Annotated in this window: 28 protein-coding genes and 1 tRNA gene; 14 read left to right on the top strand and 15 right to left on the bottom strand. The window is 69.4% G+C overall.

The features are described 5' to 3' along the window. Positions 1 to 232: 232 nt before the first annotated feature. The 3 genes from AC1RN0_RS17230 to AC1RN0_RS17240 are packed head-to-tail and all read left to right on the top strand — an operon-like array spanning position 233 to position 4,778. Positions 233 to 3,139 (top strand): M16 family metallopeptidase, encoded by a 2,907-nt coding sequence (locus AC1RN0_RS17230; RefSeq protein WP_492788699.1) that lies wholly within the window; start codon positions 233 to 235, stop codon positions 3,137 to 3,139. A gap of 8 nt (positions 3,140 to 3,147) precedes the next feature. Further along, positions 3,148 to 3,588 (top strand): hypothetical protein, encoded by a 441-nt coding sequence (locus AC1RN0_RS17235; protein ID WP_492788700.1) that lies wholly within the window; start codon positions 3,148 to 3,150, stop codon positions 3,586 to 3,588. 20 nt (positions 3,589 to 3,608) lie between these two features. Next, entirely contained in the window at positions 3,609 to 4,778 is a 1,170-nt protein-coding gene (locus AC1RN0_RS17240; RefSeq protein ID WP_492788701.1) for a Gfo/Idh/MocA family protein, read from the top strand. On the opposite strand, the gene AC1RN0_RS17245 is transcribed toward AC1RN0_RS17240, so the two are convergent. Continuing rightward, complete coding sequence (locus AC1RN0_RS17245) at positions 4,745 to 5,509, bottom strand: PIG-L family deacetylase (RefSeq protein WP_492788702.1); 765 nt, start codon at positions 5,507 to 5,509, stop codon at positions 4,745 to 4,747. The two genes, AC1RN0_RS17240 and AC1RN0_RS17245, sit on opposite strands and share 34 nt — an antisense overlap. Positions 5,510 to 5,572: 63 nt before the next feature. After that, positions 5,573 to 6,439, bottom strand: coding sequence for a hypothetical protein (locus tag AC1RN0_RS17250; protein WP_492788703.1), 867 nt, complete (start codon positions 6,437 to 6,439; stop codon positions 5,573 to 5,575). A gap of 155 nt (positions 6,440 to 6,594) precedes the next feature. Between AC1RN0_RS17250 and AC1RN0_RS17255 the strand changes: the two genes are divergently transcribed. Together AC1RN0_RS17255 and AC1RN0_RS17260 are read left to right on the top strand one after the other, a co-directional pair. Further along, positions 6,595 to 7,140 (top strand): PAS domain-containing protein, encoded by a 546-nt coding sequence (locus AC1RN0_RS17255; protein ID WP_492788704.1) that lies wholly within the window; start codon positions 6,595 to 6,597, stop codon positions 7,138 to 7,140. A gap of 86 nt (positions 7,141 to 7,226) precedes the next feature. After that, on the top strand, positions 7,227 to 9,077 hold the full coding sequence (locus tag AC1RN0_RS17260; RefSeq protein WP_492788705.1) for an acyltransferase family protein: 1,851 nt from the start codon (positions 7,227 to 7,229) through the stop codon (positions 9,075 to 9,077). Between the two features lie 3 nt (positions 9,078 to 9,080). Here AC1RN0_RS17260 and AC1RN0_RS17265 read toward each other — a convergent pair whose 3' ends face one another. Together AC1RN0_RS17265 and AC1RN0_RS17270 are read right to left on the bottom strand one after the other, a co-directional pair. Further along, positions 9,081 to 10,022, bottom strand: a complete 942-nt coding sequence (locus AC1RN0_RS17265) for an aldo/keto reductase (RefSeq protein ID WP_492788706.1) — start codon at positions 10,020 to 10,022, stop codon at positions 9,081 to 9,083. Between the two features lie 147 nt (positions 10,023 to 10,169). Next, positions 10,170 to 11,825 (bottom strand): choline dehydrogenase, encoded by a 1,656-nt coding sequence (locus AC1RN0_RS17270; protein ID WP_492788707.1) that lies wholly within the window; start codon positions 11,823 to 11,825, stop codon positions 10,170 to 10,172. A 105-nt stretch (positions 11,826 to 11,930) separates the two neighbouring features. Between AC1RN0_RS17270 and AC1RN0_RS17275 the strand changes: the two genes are divergently transcribed. The 3 genes from AC1RN0_RS17275 (at position 11,931) to AC1RN0_RS17285 (ending at position 14,619) form a co-directional block, all read left to right on the top strand. Next, complete coding sequence (locus AC1RN0_RS17275) at positions 11,931 to 12,311, top strand: putative quinol monooxygenase (RefSeq protein ID WP_492788708.1); 381 nt, start codon at positions 11,931 to 11,933, stop codon at positions 12,309 to 12,311. 50 nt (positions 12,312 to 12,361) lie between these two features. After that, entirely contained in the window at positions 12,362 to 12,946 is a 585-nt protein-coding gene (locus AC1RN0_RS17280) for a suppressor of fused domain protein (RefSeq protein WP_492788709.1), read from the top strand. Between the two features lie 242 nt (positions 12,947 to 13,188). Further along, complete coding sequence (locus tag AC1RN0_RS17285) at positions 13,189 to 14,619, top strand: DEAD/DEAH box helicase (RefSeq protein ID WP_492788710.1); 1,431 nt, start codon at positions 13,189 to 13,191, stop codon at positions 14,617 to 14,619. A gap of 211 nt (positions 14,620 to 14,830) precedes the next feature. On the opposite strand, the gene AC1RN0_RS17290 is transcribed toward AC1RN0_RS17285, so the two are convergent. Then, complete coding sequence (locus tag AC1RN0_RS17290; RefSeq protein ID WP_492788711.1) at positions 14,831 to 15,610, bottom strand: enoyl-CoA hydratase-related protein; 780 nt, start codon at positions 15,608 to 15,610, stop codon at positions 14,831 to 14,833. 175 nt (positions 15,611 to 15,785) lie between these two features. After that, the gene (locus AC1RN0_RS17295) at positions 15,786 to 16,313 is read right to left on the bottom strand and encodes a gamma carbonic anhydrase family protein (protein WP_492788712.1); all 528 of its coding nucleotides are present in this window, start codon (positions 16,311 to 16,313) and stop codon (positions 15,786 to 15,788) included. A 308-nt stretch (positions 16,314 to 16,621) separates the two neighbouring features. Here AC1RN0_RS17295 and AC1RN0_RS17300 point away from each other — a divergent pair, with 308 nt between their 5' ends. Then, positions 16,622 to 17,389 carry a PhoH family protein gene (locus AC1RN0_RS17300; protein ID WP_492788713.1) on the top strand — a complete coding sequence of 256 codons (768 nt, stop codon included), beginning with the start codon at positions 16,622 to 16,624 and terminating at the stop codon, positions 17,387 to 17,389. Between the two features lie 48 nt (positions 17,390 to 17,437). Here AC1RN0_RS17300 and AC1RN0_RS17305 read toward each other — a convergent pair whose 3' ends face one another. The 4 genes from AC1RN0_RS17305 to cysE form a co-directional block, all read right to left on the bottom strand. Then, positions 17,438 to 17,764, bottom strand: a complete 327-nt coding sequence (locus AC1RN0_RS17305; protein ID WP_492788714.1) for a hypothetical protein — start codon at positions 17,762 to 17,764, stop codon at positions 17,438 to 17,440. A 79-nt stretch (positions 17,765 to 17,843) separates the two neighbouring features. After that, positions 17,844 to 18,422, bottom strand: coding sequence for a DUF4166 domain-containing protein (locus AC1RN0_RS17310; RefSeq protein ID WP_492788715.1), 579 nt, complete (start codon positions 18,420 to 18,422; stop codon positions 17,844 to 17,846). Next, on the bottom strand, positions 18,422 to 18,625 hold the full coding sequence (locus AC1RN0_RS17315; RefSeq protein WP_492788716.1) for a DUF3126 family protein: 204 nt from the start codon (positions 18,623 to 18,625) through the stop codon (positions 18,422 to 18,424). The genes AC1RN0_RS17310 and AC1RN0_RS17315 overlap by 1 nt, the downstream gene beginning before the upstream one ends. A 113-nt stretch (positions 18,626 to 18,738) precedes the next feature. Then, positions 18,739 to 19,569, bottom strand: a complete 831-nt coding sequence (gene cysE, locus AC1RN0_RS17320; RefSeq protein ID WP_492788717.1) for a serine O-acetyltransferase — start codon at positions 19,567 to 19,569, stop codon at positions 18,739 to 18,741. Between the two features lie 165 nt (positions 19,570 to 19,734). Between cysE and AC1RN0_RS17325 the strand changes: the two genes are divergently transcribed. Both AC1RN0_RS17325 and AC1RN0_RS17330 read left to right on the top strand, forming a co-directional pair. Continuing rightward, a complete protein-coding gene (locus tag AC1RN0_RS17325; RefSeq protein WP_492788718.1) occupies positions 19,735 to 20,319 on the top strand; it encodes a hypothetical protein in 585 nt (194 codons plus the stop codon). A gap of 7 nt (positions 20,320 to 20,326) precedes the next feature. Next, the gene (locus AC1RN0_RS17330; protein ID WP_492788719.1) at positions 20,327 to 20,941 is read left to right on the top strand and encodes a nitroreductase family protein; all 615 of its coding nucleotides are present in this window, start codon (positions 20,327 to 20,329) and stop codon (positions 20,939 to 20,941) included. On the opposite strand, the gene queF is transcribed toward AC1RN0_RS17330, so the two are convergent. Beyond that, the gene (queF, locus tag AC1RN0_RS17335) at positions 20,938 to 21,393 is read right to left on the bottom strand and encodes a preQ(1) synthase (protein ID WP_492788720.1); all 456 of its coding nucleotides are present in this window, start codon (positions 21,391 to 21,393) and stop codon (positions 20,938 to 20,940) included. The genes AC1RN0_RS17330 and queF overlap by 4 nt on opposite strands. 87 nt (positions 21,394 to 21,480) lie before the next feature. Between queF and AC1RN0_RS17340 the strand changes: the two genes are divergently transcribed. Both AC1RN0_RS17340 and AC1RN0_RS17345 read left to right on the top strand, forming a co-directional pair. After that, positions 21,481 to 22,284, top strand: a complete 804-nt coding sequence (locus tag AC1RN0_RS17340) for an SDR family NAD(P)-dependent oxidoreductase (protein WP_492788721.1) — start codon at positions 21,481 to 21,483, stop codon at positions 22,282 to 22,284. A 270-nt stretch (positions 22,285 to 22,554) separates the two neighbouring features. Next, positions 22,555 to 23,244 carry a TorF family putative porin gene (locus tag AC1RN0_RS17345; RefSeq protein ID WP_492788722.1) on the top strand — a complete coding sequence of 230 codons (690 nt, stop codon included), beginning with the start codon at positions 22,555 to 22,557 and terminating at the stop codon, positions 23,242 to 23,244. A gap of 131 nt (positions 23,245 to 23,375) precedes the next feature. Here AC1RN0_RS17345 and AC1RN0_RS17350 read toward each other — a convergent pair. From AC1RN0_RS17350 to AC1RN0_RS17360, 3 genes are all read right to left on the bottom strand, one after another. Then, positions 23,376 to 23,460, bottom strand: a tRNA-Leu gene (locus AC1RN0_RS17350). A 60-nt stretch (positions 23,461 to 23,520) separates the two neighbouring features. Next, entirely contained in the window at positions 23,521 to 23,832 is a 312-nt protein-coding gene (locus AC1RN0_RS17355; protein ID WP_492788723.1) for a hypothetical protein, read from the bottom strand. Between the two features lie 49 nt (positions 23,833 to 23,881). Then, complete coding sequence (locus AC1RN0_RS17360; protein ID WP_492788724.1) at positions 23,882 to 24,643, bottom strand: competence/damage-inducible protein A; 762 nt, start codon at positions 24,641 to 24,643, stop codon at positions 23,882 to 23,884. Positions 24,644 to 24,766: 123 nt separating this feature from the next. On the opposite strand from AC1RN0_RS17360, the gene sfsA reads away from it, so the two are divergent. Next, on the top strand, positions 24,767 to 25,468 hold the full coding sequence (gene sfsA / locus AC1RN0_RS17365) for a DNA/RNA nuclease SfsA (RefSeq protein WP_492788725.1): 702 nt from the start codon (positions 24,767 to 24,769) through the stop codon (positions 25,466 to 25,468). On the opposite strand, the gene AC1RN0_RS17370 is transcribed toward sfsA, so the two are convergent. Next, positions 25,465 to 26,121, bottom strand: coding sequence for a glutathione S-transferase family protein (locus tag AC1RN0_RS17370; RefSeq protein WP_492788726.1), 657 nt, complete (start codon positions 26,119 to 26,121; stop codon positions 25,465 to 25,467). The genes sfsA and AC1RN0_RS17370 overlap by 4 nt on opposite strands. Between the last annotated feature and the right edge of the window lie 20 nt (positions 26,122 to 26,141).

Here is a 26,141-nt window from a genome sequence, read left to right on the forward strand (position 1 = left end):
GGGCTAGGGGCTAGGGGCTAGGGGCTAGGGGCTAGGGGCTAGGGGCTAGGGGCTAGGGGCTAGGGGCTAGGGGCTAGACATGGATCTGAGCTGACCTTGCTAACCCCTAGCCCCTAATCCCTAATCCCTAGTCCCTACTCCCTAACCGCCGCCCCCTTCCCGCCTTGCCTTCGCCGCATGGCCCGGCGAATGTGCGATCAATCCCTCCAGCCCTGATTGAGCGTATCCCCGCATGCACCCCTTCGTCCGCCCGGCCCTCGTCGCCGTGACGGCCCTGTCCCTCGCGGGCTGCGCCGGCGTCTCCGGCAAGCTGCCCGGCCTTCCCTTCGGCAAGCCCCGTGACCAGGCCGCCGCCGCGCCGACGCCCGTCCAGGGGCCGCAGGCGGTGAAGCTGGCGCCCGGGCAGTGGCCGCAGGCGGTCAGCGATGTGGCCGCCGATCCGAACATCCGCTTCGGCGCGCTGCCCAACGGCATGCGCTACGCCATCATCCGCAACGCCACGCCGCCGGGCCAGGCGTCGCTGCGCCTGCGCTTCGACGCCGGCTCGCTGATGGAGACCGACGCCCAGCAGGGCCTGGCCCACTTCCTCGAGCACATGGCCTTCAACGGCAGCAAGGGGATCGCCGAAGGCGACATGGTCAAGATGCTCGAGCGGCGGGGCCTGGCCTTCGGCGCCGACACCAACGCCTCGACCAATTTCGACGAGACCACCTACAAGCTCGACCTGCCGCAGACCGACGACGAGACCGTCGACCTGTCGCTGAAGGTGATGCGCGAGACGGCCAGCGAACTGCTGATCGCCGGCGACGCGGTCGACCGTGAGCGCGGCGTGGTGCTGTCCGAGGAGCGCACGAGCGACAGCCCGGGCCTGCGGGTCTACAAGGCGCGGCTCGAGTTCATCCTGCGCGGCCAGCTGCCGCCCAACCGCATGCCGATCGGCAAGGTCGCGGTGCTGCAAAGCGCCCCACGCGAGCAGATCGTCGACTTCTACAACCGCTACTACCGCCCCGAGCGGGCCGTGCTGGTGGCGGTCGGCGACTTCGACGTCGACGCCATGGAGGCCAAGATCAAGGCCAGCTTCAGCAGCTGGAGCAACTCGACGCCGCCCGGCGCCGAGCCGAACCTGGGCCGGGTGGCCAAACGCGGCCTCGAGACCCAGATCATCGTCGAGCCGGGCTCGTCCACCTCGCTGCAGATCGGCTGGGTCCAGGCCGCCGACCTGCGCCCCGACAGCGCCGCCAAGCGGCGGCAGGACTGGATCCAGCAACTGGGTTTCGCGGTGCTGAACCGCCGGCTGGAGGCCATCGCCCGCGGCGCGACGCCGCCGTTCATCGCCGCCGGCGGATTCTCGGGCAACCAGACCGACGCGGCCAGGGTGACGACGCTGGCCATCACGGCCCGCCCGGGCGAATGGCAATCCGCCCTGACGGCCGCCGAACGCGAACAGCGCCGCCTCATGCAGTACGGCGTGCGCCAGGACGAGCTGGATCGCGAGATCGAGGACTACCGCCAGTGGCTCAAGTCGCGCGTCGCCTCCGCCGCCACGCGCCGCACGCCGCAGCTGGCCAACGAGATGATCGACTCCGTCGGCGACGAGGAGGTGATGACCAGCCCGGCGCAGGACCTCGCCCAGTTCGAGGCCGCCGCGAAGGACCTCAAGGCCGACACCGTGTCGCTGGCCCTGAAGGCCGCCTTCGCCGGGTCCGGTCCGCTGGTGTTCGTCGCCACCCCGACGCCGATCGAGGGCAACGAACAGGCCGTCACCCAGGCCTGGACCCAGTCACAGCAGGTCGCCGTGGCCGCCCCGACCGGGCCGCGCCAGGTGGTCTGGCCCTATGACGCGTTCGGCGCGCCGGGCCAGGTGGCCGAGCAGACCGACGTCGTCGATCTCGACACCACCTTCGTGCGCTTCGCCAACGGCGTGCGGCTGACGGTGAAGCCGACCAAGTTCCGCGACGACCAGGTGCTGGTGAAGGTGCGCATCGGCAGCGGCCTCGCCGGCCTGCCGGCCGACCGGCAGTCGGTCTCCTGGGCCAGCAGCGCGCTGGTCGAGGGCGGCCTGGCGAAGATCGACTCCGAGGACATGGAGCGGGTGCTGGTCTCGAAGGTCTACGGCGCCCGGTTCGGCGTCGAGGACGACGCCTTCACCCTGTCGGGCTCGACCCGGCCGGAGGACATCGACACCCAGCTGCAGGTGCTGACCGCGTTCGCCACCGAACCCGGCTGGCGGCCCGAGGCGTTGCAGCGCATGCGGACCTACGCCGCCACCCTCAGCGACCAGTACGAAGCCACCGACAGCGGCGTGTTCAACCGCGACCTGCCGGGCCTGCTGCACGGCGGCGACCGCCGCTGGACGTGGCCCGGCAAGGCCGACATCGCCGCGATCGACGCCGACGCCCTCAAGCGCGCCTATGGCGACGCCCTGACCGGCGGCCCGGTCGAGGTGGTCATCGTCGGCGACATCTCCGTCGAAGAGGCCATCGCCGCCGTCGCCGCCACCTTCGGCGCCCTGCCCAAACGCCCTGACGCGCCGGCGAAGGTGACCGGGACGACCGGCTTCCCCGCGCCGGTGGCCCAGCCGCTGGTGCTGACCCACAAGGGCCGCGACGACCAGGCGATCGCCTTCCTCGCCTGGCGGACGGACGACTTTTTCCACAACGTCCAGCTGGCCCGGAACACGGCCGTGCTGGCCGACATCATGGAACTGCGGCTGATCGACGAACTGCGCGAGGCCCAGGGCGCGACCTACTCGCCGAGCGCCGGCTGGACCGCCAGCGACGTCTGGACCGACTGGGGCTATGTCTCGGCGCGCGTTGAGGTGCCGCCGGCCAAGGTGGAGGGCTTCTTCCGCGACACGCTGAAGATCGCCGCCGACCTGCGGGCCGCCCCGCCGACGGCCGACGAGCTGGACCGGGCGCTGAAGCCCAGGCTGGAGCGTCTGACCAAGGCCCGCGAGACGAACGAGTACTGGCTGGAGGAACTGGGCGGCGCCCAGACCGATCCGCGCCGGCTCGCCGCCACGCGGTCGCTGATCCCCGGCTATGAGCGGGTCACCGCCGCCGACGTCCAGGCCGCCGCCAAGGCCTATCTCGACCCCAACAAGGCCTGGCGCCTCGTCGTCCAGCCGGCCGGAAAGTGAGCCCCGCCATGCGCCAGTCGTTCCGCCTGTTGATCGCCGCCGCCGGCCTGGCCTCGGGCCTGGCGCTGGCGCCGTCCGCCTGGGCCGATCCGCCCGCGCCGACCGAGACCCCGACCCAGGAACTGACCGCGGTGTTCCGCTGCGCCGCCGCCATGGGCATCTACCAGGGCTTTACGGAAGACCCGGCCAGCGTCCTGACCGAGGGCGACAAGACCCTGGCCGCCGGACTGGCCGCGGTCGAGCCCCGGCTGAGGACCCGCGGAGAGGCCCTGGCCGCCAGCCTCGGCGAGGAGGCTACCCAGCAGATCATCGCCGGCATCAAGGCTGATCTGGGCGCACAGATCGAACCCCTGCGGGCTCAGCCCAACGCGCGCGGGAAGGTCATCGACCTTTTCCGGCCGGTCCTGGCCGGCTGCGTCGATCGCGGCGGCGCCCTGCCCACCACCTGAACCGCATCCGGGGGGAAGCGATGAAGACCTGCCGCATCGGCGTCATCGGCCTGGGCCAGCGCATCGCCCATGTGCTGGCCGCCATGAAGGAGGTCGGCTGGGACCTCAATGTCGCCGCCCATGTCGACCCGGCGCCTGTGGGGGCGCCGATTCTGGCGGAGGCCGGGATCGACGCCGGCCTGGCCTGCGACAGCGTCGCCGGGCTGCTGGCGCGCGGTCCCTATGACCTGGTGATGATCGGCTCGCCCAATCATCTGCATCTGGAACACCTGAACCAGGCGCTGGACGCCGGCTGGCCGGTGTTCGCCGAGAAGCCGATCGTGCGCACCGAGGCGGAAACCGAGGCGCTGGCGCGCCGGCTGGCGTCGGGGACGGCGCCGCCGCTGTACATCGGCCTTGTGATGCGCTCGATGTCGATCGTCCGCGAGGTCATCGCCCGGGTCGACTCGGGCCAGCTGGGCGAGATCATCTCCATCGACGCCACCGAACACCTGCCGCCCGAGCACGGCGGCTACCTGGCGCGCAACTGGCGGCGGCGGCAGGAGTGGGGCGGGTCCTATCTGCTCGACAAGGTCTGCCACGACTTCGATATCTTCGGCCGCATCGTCGGGGCCCGGCCGGCGCGGGTCGCCAGCTTCGGCGGGCGACGGATCTTCACGCCCGAGCGCGCCGGCGCGCCGCGGACCTACAGCAACGGCGAGGCCGCCTTCGCCTTGCGCGACGCCGGCTGGTCCGGCGCCAACGACAGCTTCCAGTCGGACATGGATGTCACCGACCACCAGACGGCCATGGTCGAGTACGAGAACCAGGTTCGGCTGACCTTCCACGCCAACAGCCAGGTCTCGCTGGCCGAACGGCGCTGGTACATCGCCGGCACGGAGGGGACGCTGATCGCCGATCTGGTGCGCAACCGGCTGATGGTCCGCGGGGTCATGGACCGGTCAAAACCCGAGCGGATCGACTACGGCGGCCGCACCGCCGACAGCCACAACGGGGCCGACCAGTCCATGGCGCGGGACCTGAAGGCCACGCTGGAAACCGGCGCCCCCTTCCCCGTGACGCCCTGGGACTCGATGGAGGCCGGGCTGACGGTGATGGCCATCGACCGGGCGATGGACGAGCGCGCCATGATCGACTGCGCGCCGATGTGGACGCGCTACGACGCGGCCAGGGGCGTCACCAGGGCCTGACCCAGCAGGTCCTGCAGCAGCGGGGAGCCGGGCCAGGGATGGTGGCGGTATTGCCGGAAGCCCTCGGCCATGGCGACGCCGAAGTCCCGCCCGCGCCGCCGCGCCCACTTTTCCAGCGACGCGACCTGGTCGGGAATGCCGTGCTGGCGGGCGACCCAGCGGATCTGGCTCTCGTGCGCCGCCAGCATGGCGCGCTTGGTCTCGAACACGGTTTCGATATCGGCCCCGAAGTCCGGGACCACGGGAACGCCCTCGCGGTCGCGGCCGCCGATCGGGTCCATGAAATAGAGGTGCGGGATGGAGTCCAGCGCCTGGGCCTCGCCGGTGCGGTAGTTCGGCACGGAGGCGGCGAAGCAGGCGTCGCGGACCAGCTGGCTCGTGGCCTCGTGGTCCGGATGGTAGTCGACCGGCGAACTGGTGATGACGATGTCGGGCCGGGCCCAGCGGATCAGTTCGGTCACCCGTCGCCGTGACGGGTCATCGCTGAACACCCCGAGGTCCGGCAGGTCGCCGCAGCGATAGCCGGCGCCGATGATCGCCGCGGCCGCCGCGGCCTCGGCCTTGCGGATCGCGGCGGTCTGCTCCGGCGTGGTGTCGGTGGCGCCGCCCTCGCCCGCCGTCAGGGTGACGAGGGTCACCGCATGCCCCTCGGCGGCCAGCAGCGCCAGGGCGCCGGCGCCGAGCGTCTCGATGTCGTCGGGATGGGCGTGGATGGCCAGAATGGCGGTCATGCGGCGGTCCTGCGCGTCCGCCGGATGCGGACGCCGCAGGATGCCGGGGTTCGTCGCGGCCTGCTAGTAGACCGTGCCGCCCACGCCGCCGTCGAGGCTCATGCTGTAGCTGGAGGCGGTCGACTCGGTGACCGTCTCCTCGCGGTAGGCCGTGTACTTCTCGACCGTCACGATGGTCAGCACCTTGATGCCGGCGCCGAAGCGGCGGAGCAGGCTGCGCTCGTTGCAGTCGCGGGCCGGCTTCTGCGGGCGGCAGACCAGCTGGCCGGCGTCGGCGGCCGAGCCGCGCGAGCGATAGAGGGCCTCGCCCTTGGCGCAGATCATGGTCTGGCCGCCCGAGAACGAGATTTGCTCGACCCATTCGGCGATCGTGATCTGCATCCGCGTGCCGGCGATGCAGCGATAGAGTTCGCCGTCATAGGCGTCGTCGACGTCCCGCTCCGGGAACACCTGGCTGGCGGGGTGGGGAATGTCGTGGTCGTCGAGACAGAAGGCCTGGATGACGACGCGGCGGCTGCGCGTGCGGCTGGCCTCGTAGGCCACCTGACGCGTGCGATGAACGCCCTGGACGTCGAGTCCCTGGATCAGACCGGTGGCGACCGGCGGCGAGTAGTAGCCGCCGCCCCCGCCGCCGCCGCCGTAGGCGACCGCGCCGGCCCCCGCGCCGGCGCCGGAAACCGACACGGCCACGGCGTTGGAGTTGACGATGATGTTGGTCCGGCCGCCGGCGGTGCAGCAGTTCGGCGGGCTCGGCGGCCGCGGCGGCGGCGCCGGCGGCGTGCAGCAGGGCGGCGGGGTCGGCGGCGTGCAGTTACAGGGCGGCGGTGGCGCGCAGCACTGGGCGGCGGCCTTGTCGCCGGGAATGGCGGATGAGGCGAGCCAGATCAGGATACCCCCGACCAGAGCCATCAACAGATTGCGAGACGCCATGGGACAAGTCCCCTCCAGATACCGTGCGCGCCCACATGCAAGAATCGCGCCTGAGGCGATCATGCGTCCCGAAAAGGAACACTGCGGACCTGGCCCGGGACTTCCCTGCAACCCTCGTGCGGCCGCATGGGGCCGTTCGGGCGGAGGGCCGAACCATGGTCCATCCCAACACGGAACGATTGACGGAGTATTGGCGGGCGCGCGCCGGCGGCGGCGCCGCGCCGTGGCGGTCCGACGTCGATCCGATGGATTTCCATGACCTTCTGCCCCAGGTCCTGATCGTCGGGCGCTCGGCCGACGGGACCTGGCCTTTCCGGCTGGCCGGCGGCTTCGTCTCCGACCTGCACCGCGCCGACCTGCGCGGGACCTGCCTGCTTGAGCGTTTCCGGCCCGGCGACCGCTGGCAGCTGAAGTCCGCGCTGGAGTTCAGCCGCGGGCGGCCCGAACCGCTCATCGTGCATGCCGACATCCTGGCCGACAGCGTCGCGCCGGTGAGTATGGAGGTGCTGCTGGCGCCCCTGCGCGGCCCCAGCGGCGTCGTGGACCGCTTCATCGGCCTGTATCAGCCCACGGCGATGATCTCCCGCCTGCGCGGGCAGCCCGCCCTCGCCCTGGCCATCGGCGGCATCAGCCGCGGCGACGGCGGCGAAGCGGCGCCCTCCCTGCGGCTGGCCGCGGTCGACGGCCGCCGCATCGCCTGATCTTGTGGCCGGTCCGCGCGACCGCTAGCTTCCGGCCATCGGCGCCCGGCATCGGTTCATGGGCCGCTCGCGTCTGGGGGCCTTGAGTGAGCGACGGCACAATCGACCATCGCCGCCTTGGCATCACCGACGGCCTGAGGGCGATCGCCGTGACGGCGGTCGTGCTGTTCCATTTCTTCCCGGCGACGTTCCGCGGCGGCTACATCGGCGTCGACGTGTTCTTCGTCATCTCCGGCTTCGTCATCGCCCTGCGCTACCTGCCTGGGCTGATTTCGGGCGAGAAGCGGATCGGCGACTTCTTCCTGCGGCGCATCCAGCGGCTGGTGCCCGCCTACCTGACCCTGCTGATCGTCGTCGCGGCCTGCGCCTACGTCCTGCTGCCGCCGATGGCGCTGCTGAAGTTCGGCCAGAGCCTGATGGCCCAGGCCGCCTATCTGCAGAACGTCTTCTTCTGGAACCAGGGGGAGTATTTCGACAAGGCCGTGCAGAAGCCGCTGCTGCACACCTGGAGCCTGGCCGTCGAGGAGCAGTTCTACCTGTTCTTCCCCCTGCTGGTGCTGATCTTCCGCCGCAGCTGGAAGCTGGCGGTCGGGCTGATGATCGCCGCCTTCTGCGCCTCGCTGGCGCTGGGCTGGATCGTCGCCGGGTCGAGTCCCAAGACGGCCTTCTACATGCTGCCGACCCGGGTCTGGGAGTTCTTCATCGGCATCGCCGTCGCTTTGCTGTTCGACCGCGTGCGCTTCGGGAGGGCCGCCCTGCCCCTCTATCTCGGCGCGCTCGCGCTGCTGTTCTGGTCGATCCTCGGCTTCGACGAGCGCGATCCCTTCCCCGGCCCCCAGGCGCTGCTCGCGGTGTTCGCCACGGGACTGATCTGCTGGGTGCAGCGCGAGGTCCCGCGCCTGCCCGCCGCGCTGCTGACCAACCGCGTCGCCCAGCACCTGGGGAAGATCTCCTACTCCTGGTATCTCTGGCACTGGCCGCTGGTGGTGTTCTTCCACGCCGCCGCCGGACGGTCGCCCAACCTCCTCGAAGGCCTGGCGGGCGTGGCGGCCAGCTATCTCCTGGCCGTCGCCTCGTTCCGCTTCATCGAGCAACCCGCGCTGGCCTGGAAGCCGCTGCGCAGGCCGCGCAACGCCCTGATGCTGCTGGGCGCCTTCCTCGGCGTCGCCCTGGCGGCGGGCCTGTTCATGCAACAGACCCGCGGCGCCCTGTTCCGCTACGCGCCGGACAAGCAGGTGCTCTACGCCGCCGAAATGGACCGGGTGCCCTACCGCTGCCCGCTCGTGGCGCGGCTGAAGGCCTATGACGCCGAGATCTGCCGGCTGACGGACGGGGGCGGCGGGCCGCCGACCCTGCTGATCGGGGATTCGCACGCTGACCGCGCCAAGGCCGTGCTGACGCCGATGGCCGAGGCGACGGGGACGCCGCTCTACCTGACCAAGCGCAACTGCCGGCCGACGCGGTTCGGCAAGATCGGCAATTGCCCCGCCTCCGTCTGGAAGCACATCGCGCGCGACATGCAGCGGTTCGGGATCAGGCGGGTGGTGGTTGTCGCCTACTGGACCCCGGATCTGACCGAGACGGACTATCGCGAAGCCATGACGCGGATTCTCGACACCGGCGCGACGGTGTTCGTGCAGAAGGTCGTGCCCAACGGGTCCTATTTCCATCCGATCCGCCGGGCGGAGGGCAAGACCTATCCGCCCGTGACCCTCGCCGACTACAACCGCCTCTACGCCGCGCAGAACGCCGCCTTCGCCGCGCTGGCGGCCCAATACGGCCCCCGTTTCCAGGTGATGGACCCCGTGCCCTGGCTCTGCCCGGACGTCTGCGCCTTCGAAACGGGCGGCAAGCCGAACTACATGGACGACAACCATGTGAACTCGGTCGGCCTCAAGCGGATCAGCCCGATCTACGCGCCGATCTTCAAACCCTGAGAATCAGGCGCTGGCGGCGTCCAGCCGGGCGATATGGGCCGGGTCCAGCGACAGCCGGGCCGCGCCCATCAGCTCCTCCAGTTGGAGCAGACTGGTCGCGCTGGCGATCGGGGCGGCGACGGCCGGCCGGGCCATGACCCAGGCCAGGGCGACCTGTGCCGGCGTGGCGCCCAGCGCCGAGGCCACCGCATCCAGCGCCGCCAGGACGCGGGGGCCCTTCTCGCCTTCCAGATGCTTCTTCATGCCGCCGCCGCGCGGGCTCTTGCCGAGGTCTTCCATCGACCGGTACTTGCCGGTCAGGAAGCCGCTGGCCAGGCCGTAGTAGCTGATGATGCTGATGTTTTCGGCCAGACACAGCTGCTGCAGCGGCCCCTCGATGGCGCGATCCATCAGGTTGTAGGCCGGCTGGAGCGTGTCGTAGCGGGGGTAGCCGCGCGCCTTGCTGACGGCCTCGGCCGAGGCCAGACGGTCGGCCTCGAAGTTGGACGCGCCGATCGCCCGCACCTTGCCGGCCTTGACCAGCCGGTCATAGGCCTCGAGCGTCTCGTCCTGCGGCGTGTCGGCGTCGTCGCGGTGCGACTGGTAGAGGTCGATATAGTCCGTCTGCAGCCGGCCGAGCGAAGCCTCGCAGGCGGCGATGATGTTGGCCGCCTTCAGGCCCGGGTGGACCGGCCACATGCCGACCTTGGTGGCGAGGATCACGTCGTCGCGGCGCCCGCGGGCCTTGAGCCAGGTCCCGATGACCTTCTCCGAGTCGCCGCCGGTGTTGCCCGGGACCCAGGCCGAATAGACGTCGGCCGTGTCGATGGCGTTGAAGCCGCCGTCGACGAAGGCGTCGAGGATGGCGTGCGAGGTCGCTTCATCGGCGGTCCAGCCGAACACGTTGCCGCCCAGCATCAGCGGGGCGATCGACAGGCCGGAGCGGCCGAGCGGACGGTGTTCCATGGGTAGCTTCCCTCTCCCGGCGGGAGACGGGCCCGCCGCGAAGCGGTGGGAGGGTGAGGGATTACGCCGCCGTCCGGCAAGCTCTTTAACCCCTCAACCTCCCACGCCGTGTGCGTGCCCCCCCTTCTCCCTGTGGGAGAAGGACTTCTACGCCGCCTTGACGCTCTCGCCGTCGTAGACGGGCGCGTCCTGCGGCGGCAGGGCGGCCTTGCCGCGGATCACGTCGCTGATCTTCTCGGCGATCATCATCGTCGGGGCGTTGGTGTTGCCGCCGATCAGGGTCGGCATGACCGAGGCGTCGACGACGCGCAGGCCCTGCAGGCCGATAACCTTCAGCTCCTCATCGACCACGGCCATGGCGTCGCCGGCCACGCCCATGCGGCAGGTGCCGACGGGGTGATAGATGGTCTCGGCGTTCTTGCGGATCCAGGCGTCGATCTCGTCGTCGGTCTGGACCGCCTTGCCGGGCGAGTATTCCTCGCCGCGATAGGGGTCGAGCGCGGGCTGGGCGGCGACCTTGCGGGCCATCTTGACCCCTTCGCGCACGGCCCGGCGGTCTTCCTCGGTGGCCAGGTAGTTGGCGAAGATCGTCGGATCGTCGTTCGGATCGGCCGAGCGCAGCCCGACCTTGCCGCGGCTTTCCGGGCGCAGCTGGCAGACGTGCAGGGTGAAGCCGTCCTTCTGGACCACGGTCTTGCCGTGGTTCTGCATGATCGCCAGCACGGTGTGGAACTGCAGGTCCGGACGGTCCAGGTCGGGCCGCGAGCGCAGGAAGGCGCCCGACTCGAGCATCTGCTGGCGGCCTGTGCCCTTCTTGAACAGCAGGTAGCTGAGGCCGGTGACGAGGGTCCTGAGGCCCTTGGTCCGCGAATAGGCGGTGATCGGCAGCGGGCATTCCCAGGACACGCAGACGTCCAGGTGGTCCTGCAGGTTCTTGCCGACGCCCGGCAGGGGGTGCAGCACCTTGATGCCGTGCGGCGTCAGGTCCTCCGGATCGCCGATGCCCGACAGCTGCAGGATCTGCGGCGACTGCACCGCGCCGGCGCAGAGCAGCACCTCGGCGTTGGCCTGGACGGTCACCGTCTTGCCGTCCGCGAGGTATTCGACGCCGGAGACGCGCTTGCCGTCGAGGATCAGGCGACTGGTCCGCGCGCCGGTGACGCAGGTCAGGTTCGGGCGATTGAGGGCCGGGTAGAGGTAGGCCTTGGAGGAGCTCCAGCGCTCGCCGTCCTTGACGGTCAGCTGGTACGGGCCCCAGCCCTCCTGCTGGAAGCCGTTGAAGTCCTTGGTGGTCATGTAGCCGGCCTGGGCGCCGGCCTCGATGGTCTTGGAATAGATCGGGTTGGGCGTAGAGGCCTTGGAGACGTGCAGCGGGCCGTCGCCGCCGTGCCAAGCGTCGCCGCCGCCCTCGAGGCTCTCGGAGCGCTTGAAGTAGGGCAGCACGTCGGCGTAGCCCCAGCCGGTCAGGCCCATCTGGCGCCACTGGTCGTAGTCGCGGGCGTGGCCGCGGATGTAGATCATGCCGTTGATCGACGACGAGCCGCCCCAGCCCTTGCCGCGCGGCCACCAGAGCTTGCGGTTTTCGAGGTTGGGCTCGGCTTCGGTCCAGAAGCCCCAGTTATAGACACCCTTGTCTTTAATGAGACTGCCAACGCCGGCAGGCATCTTGACGAGGATCGAGTTGTCCTTCCGCCCGGCTTCCAGCAGCAGGACGGTCTTGGTCCCGTCTTCGGTCAGCCGGTTGGCGAGCACGCAACCGGCCGAGCCGGCGCCGATGATGATGTAGTCGTAACGGTCGGCCACGCCGGCGTCTCCCTGGGCAGGTTATCGTTGTTCAGGGATTAGTGACGCCGGCGTCAGCTTTGGGCAAGCCCTTCCCCCGTGATGGCGTACGCGGGATAGTGCGGCATGCTCACCCGACGCGCCGTCGCCGCCGCCACCCTTGTCACCCTTGTCCCGGAGATCGCCATGGCCGACGAGACCCCGAAATACGGCCTGATCGGCAAGATGATCGCCGCGCCGGGCCAGAGGGACGCGCTGATCGGCTTCCTGATGGCCGGCGCCGGAGCCATGCCCGGCTGCCTCAGCTATGTCATCGCAACCGACCCCGCCCATCCGGACGCGATCTGGATCACCGAGGTCTGGGTCAGCAAACAGCATCACGCCGACTCGCTGAAGCTGCCGGCGGTCCAGGCCGCGATCAGCCAGGCGCGGCCGATTATCGCCGGCTTCGGCGAGCGGTTCGAGACCACGCCGGTGGGCGGGGTCGGGCTCGAGGCGCGCCCCTGACGGGAATCGGCCTACGGCAGGAACGACCATCGCCTTCGCGGAGTAAGATCATGACCGAACGCCCGCCTGTGACGGACGAGAACCGCGAAGTCGGCCGCGTCGCCGCGACGACCTTCGGCGGCGAGCCGAGCGCCTACACCTGGTGGGACGACAGCCGCACGCACAGCGTCGACATCCTGTCCTGCGTCGGCTCGCCCGGCGAAGGCCTGACGGCCTACTCCACCCTGACCTTGTCGAACCACAGCCTGAAGGGCGTCGAGAACGACCTGCGGGTCGAACTGGTCGGCGCCTGCCGCAGCGAGATCACCGCCTTCCCGCAGATGCTGTCGACCTGCGCCTTCAACGTGATCGCCAACGGCGCGGTGGTCGTGCCCGGCGCGGTGTTCCAGGGCGCGCTGTCGTTCTACGAGCCCGGCACGACCGTGCCGAACATCCTGTTCGTGCCGCCGTTCTTCTGGGAGACCGGCCCGAAGACGCTGTTCATGCCCACGCGCACGGTGGCGTGGCTGCTGGCCCTGCCGATCTCGGACGCCGAGTTCGAGTTCGTGAAGTCGGACGGCGCGCGCGCGCTGCTCGACCTGATGGAAGAGAAGCGGCCCAACGTGTTCGACATCCACCGGCCGTCGCTGGTCTGAAGCCGCGGCAAAAGTCTATTTCCTTGACTTTCCGATGCTGCACCGCCACATAGAGCCTGTCGCGGAGCCTTCCGCGCTATCGGCCTGACCCGGCCGCGTATGGAACCCACAGGTTCCGCCCGGGCCAGCCAGCCGATCCTCCCCATAGCGACGCCATACGCGGGGCGTTTCCCAAACTGACCCCCGCTTCGCCCGCAGACCTTGAAGGTCCTGCGGCGCAAGTCGCATTTGAAAGACGACCCTTGACCGATTTTGCTTCGCTTGGCCTCGCCAAGCCGCTGCTCTCCGCGCTCGCCGCCGAGGGCTACACCAAGCCCACCCCGATCCAGGCGCAGGCCATTCCGTTCGTCATGGACGGCAAGGACGTGCTGGGCATCGCCCAGACCGGCACCGGCAAGACCGCCGCGTTCGCCCTGCCCATCCTGCACCGCCTGGCGGCCAACCGCCGCCCGGCCCCGCGCCGCGGCTGCCGCTGCCTGGTGCTGTCGCCGACCCGTGAACTGGCCACCCAGATCGCCGAGAGCTTCCGCGCCTACGGCGCCGGCATGGGCATGACCGTGCAGGTCGTGTTCGGCGGCGTGAAGTACGGCCCGCAGGTCCGCGCCCTCGCCGGCGGCGTCGACGTGCTGGTGGCCACCCCCGGCCGCCTGATCGACCACATCAACGAGAAGGTCGCCAACCTGTCGGAGACGGAAATCTTCGTCCTCGACGAGGCCGACCAGATGCTCGACATGGGCTTCGTGGTGCCGATCCGCCGCATCGCCAAGACCCTGCCGCGCGTGCGCCAGAACCTGTTCTTCTCGGCCACCATGCCCTCGGAAATCGAGAAGCTGGCCGCCGAGCTGCTGAACCCGAACCCGTCGAAGGTCTCGGTCACGCCGCAGGCGACCACCGTCGAGAAGATCGAGCAAAAGGTCCTGTTCATCGAAACGGCCCGCAAGCGCGTGCTGCTGGCCGAGCTGTTCGATGATCCGGCCATGAAGCGCGTGCTGGTGTTCACCCGCACCAAGCGCGGCGCCGACCGCGTCGCCAAGGGTCTGACGACCATCGGCATCGAGGCCGCCTCGATCCACGGCGACAAGAGCCAGGGCCAGCGCGAGCGCGCCCTGGCCGAGTTCAAGGCCGGCAAGATGCGCGCCCTCGTGGCCACCGACATCGCCGCCCGCGGCATCGACGTCGACGGCGTGACCCACGTCATCCAGTTCGAGCTGCCGAACGTGCCGGAAGCCTACGTCCACCGCATCGGCCGGACGGCCCGCGCCGGCGCCGGCGGCGCGGCCATCGCCCTGGTGGCCGACGACGAACGCAACCTGCTGCGCGACATCCAGAAGGTCACCCGCCAGGTGATCCCCGCCTGGGACCGTCGCAACGACAAGGTCCTGGCCCAGGCCCAGGCCGCCCTGGCCAGCGTCGAGCCGGAGAAGCCCTATCGCGATCCGCGCGCGGCCAACGGCCGGGGCGGTCAGCCGGGCCGCAACAAGAAGCCCGCCGCGCTCGACGCCAGCGGCAAGGCCCAGCCTGACCGCGGCCAGCGCGCCCGTCACCGCCCGGCCGGCTATGAGCCGCTGGCCATGGCGGCCGCCGGCGAGGCCGCGCCCAAGCGCAAGAAGCCGCGCAACCGCAATCGCAGCCGCTCCGGCGGCGGCGGCGGCGCGGCGGCCAGCGCCTCGTAGAACGACAAAGGGCGGCCCCGGAAACGGAGCCGCCCTTTTTCATATCAATCCTCCCCTCGTCAGAGGGGAGGGGGACCATCCAAAGGATGGTGGAGGGGGTTGAGCCAGCTTCGCCGGATGGACCTGAAGTCAGGACGGGACCGTTCGCCTCGGCGCCGGCCCCTCCACCATGCTCCGCATGGTCCCCCTCCCCGCTTCGCGGAGAGGAAGATTACTTCCCCTTCCACTGCGGCGCGCGCTTCTGCGCGAACGCCATCGGGCCTTCCTTGAAGTCTTCCGAGCGGAACAGGGCGCCGACGGCGGGGAACTTGAACTGGCCGTTGATCGCCTCGGTCAGCGTCTGGTCGAGGCCCTGCATCACCGCCTGCTTGCTGGCGCGGATCGACATCGGGCTGCACTCGCAGATCATCTGCGCCCACTTGCGGGCCTCGGCCATCAGGTCGGCCGCCGGGACCACCGCGTTGACGAAGCCCAGCGCCTGCCCCTCGGCCGCCGGCACGCGGCGGGCGGTGAGGATCATGCCCATGGCCCGCTTGAGACCGATCTGCCGCGGCAGGCGGTGCAGACCGCCGGCCAGGGCGGCCAGGCCGACCTTCGGCTCCGGCAGCGCGAACACCGCTGTCTCGGCCGCCAGCACGATGTCGCAGGCCAGGGCGATCTCGAAGCCGCCGCCCATGGCCACGCCGTTGACCGCCGCGATCAGCGGCTTGTCGAGGTCGAAGCGGCTGGTCAGGCCGGCGAAGCCCGACGGGGGCGTGCCCATGCCGCCGCCCGTGGCCTGGTGCTTCAGGTCGTTGCCGGCCGAGAAAGCCCGCTCGCCGGCGCCGGTGATGATGCCGACCCACTGCTCGGGATCGGCGGCGAAGGCGTTGAACGCCTCATCCAGCTCGAAGTGCATCGGCGAATGAAGGGCGTTCATCACGTCCGGCCGGTTGAGCGTGAAGATGGTGACCGGCCCCTCGCGGTCGACCGTGATGAATTCGTAGGCCATGGAAGCGTCTCCCTGTTTTGCCGGAAGGTCGCCCCCCTTCCCTATGGTCCGTCAATGTGCGTCCTTCGAGACGCGATCCCGAGGGATCGTTCCTCAGGATGACGAACACCTTTGCCCGTCATGGTGAGGCGCGAGGCCCCGGCCGAGCGTCTCGAACCACGACCCACGCAATCTCTCAGAGCACGACCAGATCCCGGCGGAAGCGCTTCCAGTTTTCGACGTAGTGCAGGGCCGAGGCCTGAAGCACCGCCGCCTGCTGTTCGCCGATCTCGCGGACGACCTTGCCGGGCGCGCCCATGACCAGGCTGTTGTCCGGGATCTCCTTGCCCTCGGGAATCAGCGCCCCGGCGCCGATCAGGCAGTTGCGACCGATCCTCGCGCCGTTGAGCACGATCGAGCCGATGCCGACCAGACTGTTGTCGCCGATGGTGCAGCCGTGAAGCATAACCATGTGGCCGACGGTGACATTGGCCCCGATCACCAGAGGCATGCCCTTGTCGGCGTGAAGCACAGAACCGTCCTGGACGTTGCTGTTCTCGCCGATGGTCAGGGTATCGGTGTCGCCTCTGGCCACGGCGCCCCACCAGATGCTGGCGTTCTTCTGCAGAATCACATCGCCCATCACGGAGGCCGTCGGCGCTATCCAGTATTCACCTTCCGAAGGCAGCCGCGGCGCGAGGGCGCCCAAAGCATAAACAGTCATCCGTACGCCCCGTATATTGGAAATGGCCGCTTGATTAACGGCTGAGAAACCACGTTAGCATCATCCTAGTCGGGCGATTCGAAGGGGCGCCAGCCCCTTCGCATCCCGCCGCGGACATTCGTCCGCGGTCTCCTGACGACGGAGAACAGGGTGCCGCGTATCGTGTTTCGGCGTCATTGGGCGCCGCCAGTCTCGCGAAGCTGCAGTGAGCCGCCGGGCTACGCACGCGCTCCTTCCTCTGTCTTGTCGATCCAAGGGCGAGCCGTTCCGGCGTCGCCCTTTTTTCATGCCCCACTGGAGGCCACCCCATGACGAAGCGTGCCCTGAAGCGGACCGTGCGCGAAGGCGCATTCGACCAGACGCAATTCCACAACGACGACGGCGGCAAGGTCCGTCGCCTGCCGGTGGGCAATGGCTGGTCGCCGCTCGGTCGGGAGGAGGATCGCGAGCAGGGGTATCTCAAGACAATAAAGCCGAAATCAGAGGGCCAGGCCGAGCTGATCAAGGCGATCGACGCCAAGAACCTGGTCATGGCGCTGGGGCCGGCGGGTACGGGCAAGACCTATCTGGCCATCGCCAAGGCGGTTGAAGCGCTGGAGGCCGGCAAGGTCGCGCGCATCGTCCTGTCGCGCCCCGCCGTCGAGGCCGGGGAATCGATCGGCTACCTGCCCGGCGACATGGAGGACAAGCTCGCCCCCTATCTGCGGCCGCTCTACGACGCGTTGTCGGACCGGCTGTCGATGAAGCGGGTGCGGGCCCTGATCGCCGAGGGGGCCATCGAGATCGCGCCGGTCGGCTACATGCGCGGCCGCACACTAAACAACGCCTTCGTGGTCATCGACGAGGCGCAGAACTGCACCTACGGCCAGCTGAAGATGCTGCTGACCCGGCTGGGCTGGCATTCAACCATGGTGGTGACGGGGGATCCGAACCAGTCGGACCTGCTGACCGGCCTGTCGGGCCTGGGCGACGTCGCCGACCGCTTCGAGGCGGTGCCGAACATCGCGGTCGTGCGGCTGGCCGAGCAGGACATCGTGCGCCATCCGCTGGTCGCGGAGATGCTGCACGTTCTCTAGGTCGCGCGTCGCAGGGCGGGGCCGCCGGAGCGGCTCCGCCCGATGACGTCAGGCTTCGGTATCGCCGCCGCCACGCCGGCTGATCGCCAGCCCGACCAGCGCCACGGCCGCGGCCACCAGGGCCGTCGCGGCCACAGGATGCTCCTTGGCGGCCTTGGCGACGTCCTTCGCCGCGCCCTTGACCGCCGGAACGGCCTTGGTCCTGGCCTCTTCCACCAGCTTCTCGGTCGCCTTGGTCAGGTCCGCCACGGCCTTGTCCATGGCGTCGTGGCTGTCCGCGCCGACGTGGCGGGCGGCCTTCTTCAGGGCATGGAGCGCGTCGTCGAGGAAGTCATCGCCCTCGCGGACGGCGGTCTTGATGATCGACTTGGGCATGGGAATCCCTTTGGAGAGAGGGCCTGTGAACGGCCAGCGCCACACTAGGTTCCGGCCGGGCCGCTCGCGTTGACAGATGTCAAACCGGCTCAAGCCATCCCTGGTAGCGCACGATCAGGCCGGTGAACGGATGGCTGATCTCGACAAAGAAGCGGAAGCGATCGTCCTCGACCGCCTCCCAGGCCCTGCTGACCGGCGTGGTCCATCGGGGCATCCTTATGCCGAACAGCCGCCAGCCACGCAGGCGCAGGTTCAGCCGCCGCCCGTCCCAGATGAGGATCATCGGAAAGGCGGCCGGCCCGAACCGCTCCAGCAACCGGCGCTCGCGGCCGGTTTCCTGGGTGCTCTGGAAGACATGGCCGCCGAAGTCGCGCCGCCAGATCTCGACATCCCCGCGCCGCGAGAAGTCCACCCGCACCGCAACGTCGTCACTGGCCGGCGGAAAGCCCGCCAGGCGCCCGACCAGACGCGCCAGCCTGCCGTCGCCGCGCTCGACCTTCGCCCGCCCCGTGGCCGACAGGGTCGTGTCCAGCGCGTGCATGCGGCGCAGTGGTTCGGGCATGCCCGTCCAGGCGCCGCCGAGCAGACGGGCGTAGAGCCAGGTCGGATGGGCGCGTTTCCGGCCGGACTCCGGTTCGGCTCCGGCCGGAGTGGTCACTATTCGAGATCTTCGGCAAGGATGGCCATCTCGAACATGAACGAGCCGGGCTCGTCTTCATCTTCATAGATCACGCCGATGAACTCGCCCTTGAGTTCGACCTCGGCGGAATCCTTCTGCTTGCGGGCGATCACCGCGAAGTGCGGGTTGCCGAAGGTGCGCTTCAGGTGGGCTTCGACCTGTTTGATATGCTTGTCGTCCACGGCGTCGCTCCGGGCATTGGGGATTGGCCGCGGAACCTAGAGCGGGCGCGACGAAAGGTGAAACGCGTTTTGCACGCCATCCCCGGTTTTTTCCGGGTCCGGCGGACCGAACGTCAGATGCTGTAGTCGTAGATCTCTTCCGCCAGGGTGTGGTCCATGGTCCGGGCCGGCTCGTCACAGGTCGGGCAATTGACCAGGCGGGCGGGCACGCCCGCGGCCGTGCAGTGCGGCGGCACGTTCTTCAGCACCACCGAACCGGACGCCACCTTGGCGTAGTCGCCGATGGTGATGTTGCCCAGCACCTTGGCCCCGGCGCCGAGCAGCACGCCCTTGCCGATCTTGGGGTGGCGGTCGCCGCGCTCGGCCCCTGTGCCGCCCAGGGTCACCCCGTGCAGCATGGAGACGTCGTCGCCGACCGTGGCGGTCTCGCCGATGACGATGCCCGTGCCGTGGTCGAAGAAGATGCCCTTGCCGATTCTGGCGGCCGGATGGATGTCGACCTGGAAGACCTCGCTCATCCGGCTCTGCAGATAGAAGGCCAGGGTGTCGCGGCTGTGGGTCCACAGCCAGTGGGCCACGCGATGCGTCTGCAGGGCCTGGAAGCCCTTGAAGAACAGGAACGGCTGGACGTAGCCCTTGCAGGCCGGGTCGCGTTCGAACACGGCCTTCAGGTCGGCCTCGGCGGCGGCGATCAGCGACGGATCGGCCTCGTAGGCCTCGTCGGCGATCTCGCGGGCGCTCATGGCGCGCAGCTCCTGGTCGCCGATCTTGCGCGCGAACTGATAGGACAACGCCTCGGCCATCGAGCCGTGCGACAGGATCACCGCGTTCAGCAGGCTGCCCAGCGTCGGCTCGTCGCGCGCCGCGCGCTCGGCCTCGTTGCGCAGCGCGGCCCAGACGGGCGGCGCCACCGAAGCCTCGACGACTTCAAATTGTCTGGCCATTCCGGCCCTCCCATGATCCGCGCGTCAGACACTATAGCACAGAGGTTGCTATTTCGCCGCCGGGCCGCCCTTTCGCCCCATATGGGAGGCAAACCCGTGTTCGCCAAGGACCGGGGCGCCACCGCCGGTTTCCCTTCCCGCCGGAAAGGCACTAGCTTCAGCCCCATGCGTCTCTGGATCCCGCTCGTCCTCGCCCTGGGCCTCGCGCCCGCCCTGCCCGCGTCGGCGACCGAAAGGCCGGTCAACCGGGAGGGTCTGCTGACCGTGCTCAGGAGCAACCAGGTCTGGTGTTCCGACTGGAAGGACAAGGACCAGAGCTGCGAGGACATCGCCTTCCTCGACGTGCTGCCCGACAACCAGGTCCGGCAGGTCAGCCGCTACCGCATGTCCGAGGAGCCGGACCTCGAAATGGTCGTCCGCGAGACGATGAGGCTCGAAGGCGACGCCCTGTGCTCGGTGTTCCGCTTCGACGACCTGGAGATCGTCGTGCTGATGGACGACCAGCCGGCGCCGATGGAGCAGGCGGCGCCGATCCTGGCGATCCTCGCCCAGTCGATGGCCCACCTCGAGGGCAAGAAGTCCTGCGAGGCCTACGGCCGCGATGACGTCACCGGCGACCTCAAGGGCCATGTCACGCTCGACGGCGAGGCCGCGCCGGAGTTCGACTCGACCTACCGGCTGCTCAAGCCGGACACCAAGATCCTGCTTCGTCCGATGTTCGAGCACGAAGACGAACCCACCACCGTCTAGGGCCGCCATGAGCCACGACCTTCCCGCCGCGCCCGCGTTCGGCGACACCCTGCCCGTGACGGAATCGCCTGAGGTGCTGGCGTTTCTCGCCCGCCGCCGCTCGGCCTCGGCCCTGTCGCTGCGGGGCCCGGCCCCCTCGGACGCGGAACTGTCGGACCTGCTGACGCTCGCCGCGCGCGCGCCAGACCACGGCAAGCTGGCGCCCTGGCGGTTCATTGTGTTGACGGGCGAAGCCAAGGCGACGCTGGCGGATCGGCTCGAGGCCATCGCCGCCTCCCGCCCCGATGCGCCGAAGCTGGTCGCCAAGCTCGGCAAGCTGAAGGCGCCGCCGCTGGGCGTGGCCGTGGTCTCGCGCACCGTGGCCGGCGACATCCCGGCCTGGGAACAGGTGCTGTCGGCCGGCGCGGTCTGCACCGGCCTGCTCTACGCCGCGAGCGCGATGGGCTACGGCGCCAACTGGATCACCGACTGGTACGCCTATGATCCGGACGCCCGCGCGGCGCTGGGTCTGGCGGCCGACGAGCAGGTCGCCGGCTTCGTCTTCATCGGCACGGCGGCCGAGGCGCCGCAGGAGCGGGTGCGGCCGGACGTGGCCGCGCTGACGACCGTCTGGAAGCCCTAGCCGCGACCGCGATAGGGCGCGACGCCCTGGTCGGGCACCCACAGCCCCTCGGGCGCAGGGCCGGTCTGCCAGAAGACATCGATCGGGATGCCGCCACGCGGATACCAGTATCCGCCGATGCGCAGCCAGCGCGGCTGCGCAACCTCGACGATCTTGCGGCCGATCGACACCGTGCAGTCCTCGTGGAACGCCCCGTGATCGCGGAATGACCCGAGATAGAGCTTCAGCGACTTGGACTCGATCAGCCAGTCGCCCGGCGCGTAGTCGATGACCAGATGGGCGAAGTCCGGCTGACCCGTCACCGGGCACAGCGAGGTGAACTCCGGCGCCACGAAGCGGGCCAGGTACAGGGTGTCGTGCTGGGGATTGGGCACGCGCTCGAGGACCGCGTCCTCGGGACGGGTGGGCGCCGCGACGGCCTGGCCCAGCTGGGTGAGATGGAGTTCGCTCATGGCGAGCGGATGTAGACCTCCGCCCGAAGCGCGACAAGGCCGCCGCCCCGCGCTATCAGACCGCAAAACAGGTTCAGGGAGATGACCATGGCGGGCAAGGATTTCGAGGGTTTCGTGGTGCTGGTCACCGGCGGGTCGACCGGTCTCGGCAGGGCCATCGCCGTGGAGACCGCCTCGCGCGGCGCGGCGGCCGTGATCATCAACTACGCCTCCAGCAAGGCCGAGGCCGAGGAAACCGCCCGCCTGTGCGAGGCCGAAGGCGCGAAAACCGTGCTGGTCCAGGGCGATGTCGGCGAGGACGCCGACTGCCGCCGGATCGCCGCGGCGGCCGAACCGTTCGGCCGGATCGACGCGCTGTTCAACAACGCCGGGATCACCAAGTTCGCGCCGAACCACGGGGACCTGGACGCGGTCGACGCCGATGACTTCCTGCGGCTCTATCGCGTCAACGTGGTCGGGGCCTTCCAGATGGTGCGGGCCGCGCGAGCGCTGCTCGAGGCCGCGCCGCAGCCGGGCGCGGTGGTCAACACCGCCTCGATCGCCGGGGTGACCGGGATCGGCTCGTCGGTGCCCTATGCCGCCTCCAAGGGGGCGATGACGACCATGACCCTGTCGCTGGCGCGAGGTCTCGCGCCGAAGATCCGCGTCAACGCCATCTGCCCGGGCTTCATCGACACGCCCTGGTTCGGCAAGGCCATGCCGGACGACCGCATCGAGCGCATGCGCCAGGGGGTGATCAATTCCACGCCGCTGCAGGCGGCCTCCACCGCCGAGGACATCGCCGGCGCGGCGGTGTTCCTCGCCTCGCCCGCCTCGCGCCATGTCACCGGCGAGACCCTGCTGGCGGACGCGGGCACCCATCTGGGATTCGCCTCGCTGTCGATGCGCTGATCCTTAGGCCGCCCTTACAGGCGAGTCGCGTATTTCGCATTGCGGTGAAAAAGCCGGTCTGGGATGCATGCGGCGCCCACAAAACGGGCGAATGCTGGTTGCAGCGCACAATTTGCCGACACCCAAACGCCTGTTGGGCCGATCCGGCCCCGCACCGTTAGGGCGAACGGAACGCTTCGACCACTCTGGACCTGCTCATGCCGTGCGGCGGAGCGACGTCGGCCTCACGACAAAAGCGCGGGGGTCGGCGCCATCAAAAAGGGGATAGCGATGAAAGCTCTTAAACTTGCTCTTTGCGCCGCCGCGGCGTCGTTCGCCATGGCCGGTGTGGCCCATGCCGAAGATCCTACGGTGACCTTCAACGTCGGCCTGACGTCCGACTACGTGTTCCGCGGCGTGAGCCAGACGGACGAAAGCCCGGCCCTGCAGGGCGGCGTGGACGTCTCCAGCGGCATTCTCTACGGCGGCCTGTGGGCCTCCAACGTCGACTTCTACGACAGCACCGACGCTGAAATCGACGCCTACGTCGGCGTGAAGCCGACCGCCGGCCCCGTCAGCTTCGACCTCGGCGCCATCTACTACGGCTACGTCAACGCGCCGGGCTCGGCCGACTATGCCTACTGGGAATTCAAGGCCGCCGCCTCCGTGCCGGCCGGTCCCTTCACCCTCGGCGCCGCCGCCTACTACTCGCCGGAGTTCTTCGGCGGCGTGGGCGATTCGCTGTACTATGAAGCCAACGCGTCGGTCTCGCCGGCCGACAAGTGGACCATCACGGCCGCCGTCGGCAAGCAGACGATCAACGACTTCAGCTTCATGGACTACACGACCTACAACATCGGCGTGGGCTACGCCTTCACCGACAAGATCTCGGGCGACCTGCGCTTCCACGACAGCGACCTGGGTTGCGGCTCGATCTGCGACAGCCGCGTGGTCCTGTCGCTGAAGGCCACCCTGCCCTAGTCGACCGACACCGAGCCGGTCCCGGGTTCCGGGGCCGCTCACGGAAAGCCGTCGCGGTCCGCCGCGGCGGCTTTTTCGTATCCGGTCGGCGCAACGGAAAAGGGCGCGCCTCGCGGCGCGCCCTGATCATCTGGTGGGGACGGTGGGACTCGAACCCACACGCCTTGCGACCGCGGATTTTAAGTCCGCTGCGTATACCAGTTCCGCCACGTCCCCTGGCTCCGGGCCATTAAGCCCGAGTCGCCGCGGCGGCGCAGGCGGAAGCCGGCGTCAGCCCTACATGCCCGACACGCCCGGAGGATTGGGATCGCCGGCCGACCGACGGGTCGGATCGAGAGCCCGGTCCGCCGAATCCTTCAGGGCGTCGCGCTGGGCCACGGTCATGCAGATCTTCTGCGGGCGATTGGACCCGACCACGTGCTCACGCGTGCAGACAATGCGGTTGGGATCGTCCTTCGCAGGCTTGGCGGGCGCGGCCGCCGGCGCTGCGGCCGGGGCGGGCGCCGGCGCGGCGTCGCGGGCCTGCGCGACAGGCGCGAGGGCGACAAGACCGGTGGCGATGACGAAAGCGAAGGAAACTCGGCGCATGATGCGACCTCACTGGAAACTGAAGCGATTGCGCGCAAAGTGGACAGCCCTAACCTGGGGTGTCAAGTAACGTCAGGCCATGGATGCCGGCCGCGCGCAGAGCCGCCGTCAGTTCGTCCAGAGTCGCCTCGACTTCGGCCGGATCGCGCCCGCGAATGACCAGATTCGAGCCGTAGCCCTCGTTCGAGAAGAACGGATAGCTGCCCAGCGACAGCGTCGGATGCGCTTTGGCCACGGCCTCCAGCGGGGCGGCGATATTGCCCTCGCCCGAGCCGTCGACGCGCAGCGTGCGGGCGATGACCACCGCCCCGCCCTTCAGCCGCGGCCCAACGTCCTCGAGCATGCCGCGCATGATCGAGGGCACCCCGGCCAGCACGAAGACGTTCTCGATCTGGAAGCCGGGCGGGCCCTGCACCGGGTTCTTCACCAGGCTGCCGCCCTCGGGCACCCGGGCCATGCGGCGGCGGGCGGCGTTCAGCTCGCTCTTCCAGCGTGATTCCATCATGGCGATGATCTCGGGGTGCTCGTAGAGCGCCACGCCGAACGCCTTGGCCACGCAGTCGGCGGTGATGTCGTCGTGGGTCGGGCCGATGCCGCCGGTGGTGATGACGTAATCGTATTTCGTCCGCAGATGATTCAGCGCCGTGACGATCTCGTCCTCGTCGTCGGGCACCACCCGCGCTTCCGCCAGGTCGACGCCATAGGTCCCGATGTATTTCGCGATGGCCGACAGGTTGGTGTCCTGGGTGCGGCCCGACAGGATCTCGTCGCCGATGATCATGACGGCGGCTGTGACTCGGTCCTGGCTCATCGGAAACTCCGTTCGGCCCCGCACGCGCGGGGCATGTGATGTTTTAGCGGCTGGCGCCGGGTTGTCAGGAAAAAAGGCCCGCCCCGGCTTTCGCGGGAATGATTGCTGACCTAGGTCGATGCAATGGACTTTCCATCCCCGCTCGCGCACGGACAGCTGGTCAGCCGCTACAAGCGGTTCTTCGCCGACGTGCTGCTCGACGACGGGACCGCGATCACCGCCCACTGCCCCAACCCCGGCGCCATGCTGGGCCTGAACCAGCCGGGGCTCGGCTGCTGGGTCTCTCGGTCGGATGATCCCAAACGCAAGCTGGCCTGGACGCTGGAACTGGTCGAGGCGGACGGCGGGCTGGTGGGAATCAACACCCTTTTGCCCAACCGTCTCGTCGCCGAAGCGCTGGCCGCCGATGCGATCCCCGAACTGACCGGATACGCCACCCATCGGCGCGAGGTGGTGTACGGCGCAAACAGCCGGGTCGACTTTCTGCTCACGGCCGAGGACCGGCCGGCCTGCTGGCTGGAGATCAAGAACTGCCACCTGTCGCGGACCCCGGGCCTGGCTGAATTCCCCGACTGCGTGGCGGCCCGCTCGACGAAGCATCTGCGGGAGCTGGAGGCCATGGTCGCGGCCGGCGACCGGGCGGTGGCGCTGTTCGTCGTCCAGCGCACCGACTGCAGCGCCTTCAGCGCCTGCGCCGAGCTCGATCCGGCCTTTGCGGCCGCCCTCGACCGGACCGCCGACGCCGGCGTGGAGGTGCTCGTCTACGCCTGCGCCATGTCGACGGCCGGGATCGCGATCGACCGGCGGCTGGACTGGCGGCGCTAGGTCGCCCGGGCCCGGTCACCGGCCGCGAAGTGAGCCATCTGATCGGCGTGCGCCTTGACGAACGCCGGCCGCGCCGTCGCCCGCGCGACATAGGCCTTGCAGGCGGGGTAGCCGGCCAGCCCGTCGAACCGGTCGACCAGCCGCAGTACGTCGGCCATCAGGATATCCGCCACCGAGAAGGTCCCGGCCAGCCATTCGCGTCCGGTCAGGACCGTCTCCATGGGCCTGAGCCGGTGTTGAAAGAGGAAGTCATCGAAGAACTTGCGCATGGGTGTTTCGTCGGCGGCCGCCATGAACATGAAGAACGACCAGGGCTGACTGGCGGCCTCGACGGACGCCAGCGCGGCGACCAGCCATTCCCGGACCTCGCTGCGGCCGCGGCGGTCGGCGGGCATCAGCCGGTCGCTCAGCTCGCCCAGGTGCAGCAGGATCGCGCCGCTCTCGAAGATCGTCAGGTCGCCGTCGGTCAGCCACGGGACCTGACCGAACGGCTGATGCGCGACATGCTCCGGCCCGCGGTTTTCGAACGGCGTGCTGGCGACGCGGTAGGGCAACCCGGCCTCTTCCAGGGCCCACCGCACCCGCAGGTCGCGCACGAAGCCGCGCGGCGCATCCGGAACCCAGTCGTAGGTGGTCAGGATCAGATCGCTCATTCTCGCTCTCCCTGGCCGGG

The organism is Caulobacter sp. GW821-FHT12F03, assembly GCF_058806855.1.